Raw genomic sequence first — 3,182 nt, forward strand, 5'->3', positions numbered from 1 at the left:
GCCTTGACGTTGGCGGGCAGGCCGCGCAGGGCCTTGAGCTTGGCCTTGTAGGCGGTGAGTTCGGCGCGGGTGGGGAGCTTGCCGTGCACCAGCAGGTGGGCGATCTCTTCGAACTCGCAGGTCTCGGCGATGTCGATGATGTCGTAGCCGCGGTAGTGCAGGTCGTTGCCGGTACGGCCGACCGAACACAGCGCGGTATTGCCGGCGGTCACGCCCGACAGGGCGACGGATTTCTTCGGCTTCGGGGCGGCGAGCGGTTGCGCTTCGGACATGGGGGAGTCTCCTTGGGGAATGCTGTGCTGACTGATGTTGCTTACGATCGTACTGCTGTGCAGTTGTGCTTACTTGGCCTTGCCCTGGGCAAACAGGGCATCCAGTTTTTGTTCGAAGTCGTGATAGCCAATGCTCTCGTACAGCTCGGCGCGCGTCTGCATGGTATCGACCACATTTYGCTGCGTGCCGTCGCGGCGGATTGCAGCGTACACGTTTTCGGCCGCCTTGTTCATGGCGCGGAAGGCCGACAGCGGGTAGAGGACCATCGACACACCGGCACCACCCAGTTCCCCGGTGGTGAACAGCGGCGTAGCGCCAAATTCGGTGATGTTGGCCAGCACCGGCACCTTCACGGCGTCGACGAACTTGCGGTACATGGCCAGGTCGGTCATGGCTTCGGGGAAGATGGCGTCGGCGCCGGCTTCCACGCAGGCCACGGCCCGCTCGATGGCCTTGTCCAGGCCTTCCACGGCCAGCGCGTCGGTGCGCGCCATGATGACAAAGTTCTCATCGGTGCGGGCATCGACCGCGGCCTTGATGCGGTCCACCATCTCGCCTTGCGAGACGATTTCCTTGCCCGGACGGTGGCCGCAGCGCTTGGCGCCGACCTGGTCTTCGATATGCATCGCGCCCGCGCCGAACTTGATCAACGACTTGGTGGTGCGGGCCACGTTGAAGGCCGATGCGCCGAAACCGGTGTCCACGTCCACCAGCAGCGGCAGGTCGCACACGTCGGTGATGCGGCGGACGTCGGTCAGCACGTCGTCCAGGTTGGAGATGCCCAGGTCAGGCAGGCCCAGCGAACCCGCGGCCACGCCGCCGCCCGACAGGTAGATGGCGCGGTAGCCTGCGCGCTTGGCCAGCAGCGCATGGTTGGCATTGATGGTGCCGACGACCTGCAGGTGAAATTTCAGATTTGAAAGGATTGCATTTCAATATTGAAATGCACGTTGCCTGCGCGCACAATCTCAAGATTAGCTTGCTACTGGCAAGAGCACTGTTTTTTCCGCTCCCATGACGATTGGCCTTCCCGCTCCGATCAACGCCGCCGGCACCGGCAATGCCGCGCGCCCCCGCATCTGGGCCATCGGCATCAGCCGCCTGTCGCGCGCCTTTGCCGACCTGATCCCCGGCTATGCCGCCCAGGCGGAATTCCGCATCGTCGGCAAGGGCTACGCGGCCGCCGCCAGCGCCGTCGCACGCGAAGCGCGCGAGGGCCGGCTCGATGCCGTGGTGGCGGGTGGCTCCAACGGCGCCTACCTGCGCCAGCATGTCGATGTGCCCGTGGTGCTGGTCAAGGTGACTGGCTTCGATGTGATGAGCGCGCTGGCGACGGCGCGGCGCATCTCGCCGAAGGTGGCGCTGGTGACGCACGCGGCTACCTATCCGGAGGTGGACGAATTCGTGCGGACTTTCTCGCTGTCGATCCCGGCCTACACGTACCTGACCGAGGACGATGCCGCCGCCCGCGTGAAGGCCCTCAAGCAGGAGGGCGTGAAGGTGGTGGTGGGGCCCGGCATGGTGACCGACCTGGCGGACAAGATCGGCCTGATCGGCGTGTTCCTGTACTCCGGCAATTCGGTGCGGGGCGCGCTGGAGGATGTGATTGAAGCGGCCCGCCTGCGCCGCATCGAGTCGGGCCGGCGCGACTACGTGAACACCATCCTGGCTCACCTCAACGAAGGCGTGGCCGCGGTCGACGCGGAAGGGCGCATCCAGACCTACAACCCGGCCATGGAGCGCTTTCTCGGCACGGCGCCGGCCGCCGCCCTGGGCCGCAAGCTGCAAACGCTGGCTCCGGCGCTGTCGCTCGACGGCGTGATGCAAAGCGGCAGCAAGGAGCTGGAAGCCATCCACAAGCTCGGCGACAAGATGGTGGTGGTCAACCGCATCCCCATCGTGACCGAGAACGGCACCGCCGGCGCGGTGCTGACCTTGCAGGACGCCAATGCCATCCACCGGGTCGACCGCAACCTGCGCTCGCGCAGCCGCGCCCGGCCGGCCGGGGTGCGCTACAGCCTTGATGATCTCGCCGGCGCTTCCCCCGCCATGCATCACCTGCGCGAACTGGCGCGTCGCTATGCGGCGGTGGATTCCACCGTGCTGGTGGGCGGCGAAAGCGGCACCGGCAAGGAAGTGCTGGCGCAGGGCATGCACGACGCCAGCCCGCGCCGGGCGTTTCCCTTCGTCGCGGTCAATTGCGCCGCGTTCCCCGAAACCCTGCTGGAAAGCGAACTGTTCGGTTACGAAGAAGGCGCCTTTACCGGCGCGCGCCGCGGCGGCAAGGCGGGCCTGTTCGAATCCGCCCACAACGGCACGCTGTTCCTGGATGAAGTSGGCGATATGCCGCCCGCGCTGCAGACCCGCTTGCTGCGCGTGCTGCAGGAAAAGCAGGTGCTGCCGATCGGCGGCCTGGACGCGGTGCCGGTCAATGTGCGGGTGATCGCCGCCACGCACCGCAACCTGGGCGAACTGGTCCGGCAGGGCAGCTTCCGCCAGGATCTCTACTACCGCCTCAATATCCTGCGCATCGAGATGCCGCCGCTGCGCGAGCGCGCCGGCGACCTGCCCGAACTGGCGGAACTGCTGTACCGCCGTGCCCAGGAACGCCTGGGGCAGCCGGCGCCGCAGCCGCTGCCGCAAGCGGTGCGGGCAAGGCTGGCGGGCTATGCCTGGCCGGGCAATATCCGCGAGCTGGAAAACGTGACCGAGCGCATTGCCGTGCTGGTGGCGGGGCGCGAGCTGGCGCCCCGGGATTTGCTCGATGAATTGCAGGCGGCCGCGCCGGAGTTGTTTGGCACGGAGCCGCAGGGCGATCCTGCGCCGCTGGCCGGCGGCTTGCGGCGCGCGGCGGCCGGGGCGGCGGACGATGCGGCCGGGGCCGGCTCGCTCGCGGGCGTGGCCCGCGC

The 3,182-nt window shown here is 67.5% G+C and carries 2 protein-coding genes and 1 pseudogene; 1 reads left to right on the top strand and 2 read right to left on the bottom strand.

Annotated features, from left to right (window positions below; genetic code table 11):
- Both AC1DKD_RS40830 and prpB read right to left on the bottom strand, forming a co-directional pair.
- The coding region (locus AC1DKD_RS40830; protein WP_441637642.1) for a citrate/2-methylcitrate synthase at positions 1-272 on the bottom strand (272 nt) is incomplete at its 3' end.
- Between the two features lie 69 nt (positions 273-341).
- A pseudogene (gene prpB / locus AC1DKD_RS40835) lies at positions 342-1,175 on the bottom strand (methylisocitrate lyase); the annotation flags it as partial.
- A gap of 112 nt (positions 1,176-1,287) precedes the next feature.
- Between prpB and prpR the strand changes: the two are divergent.
- A partial coding sequence (gene prpR / locus AC1DKD_RS40840; protein WP_477144704.1) for a propionate catabolism operon regulatory protein PrpR occupies positions 1,288-3,182 on the top strand: 1,895 nt, incomplete at its 3' end.

It is taken from the genome of Cupriavidus sp. 05T313 (genome assembly GCF_056396665.1).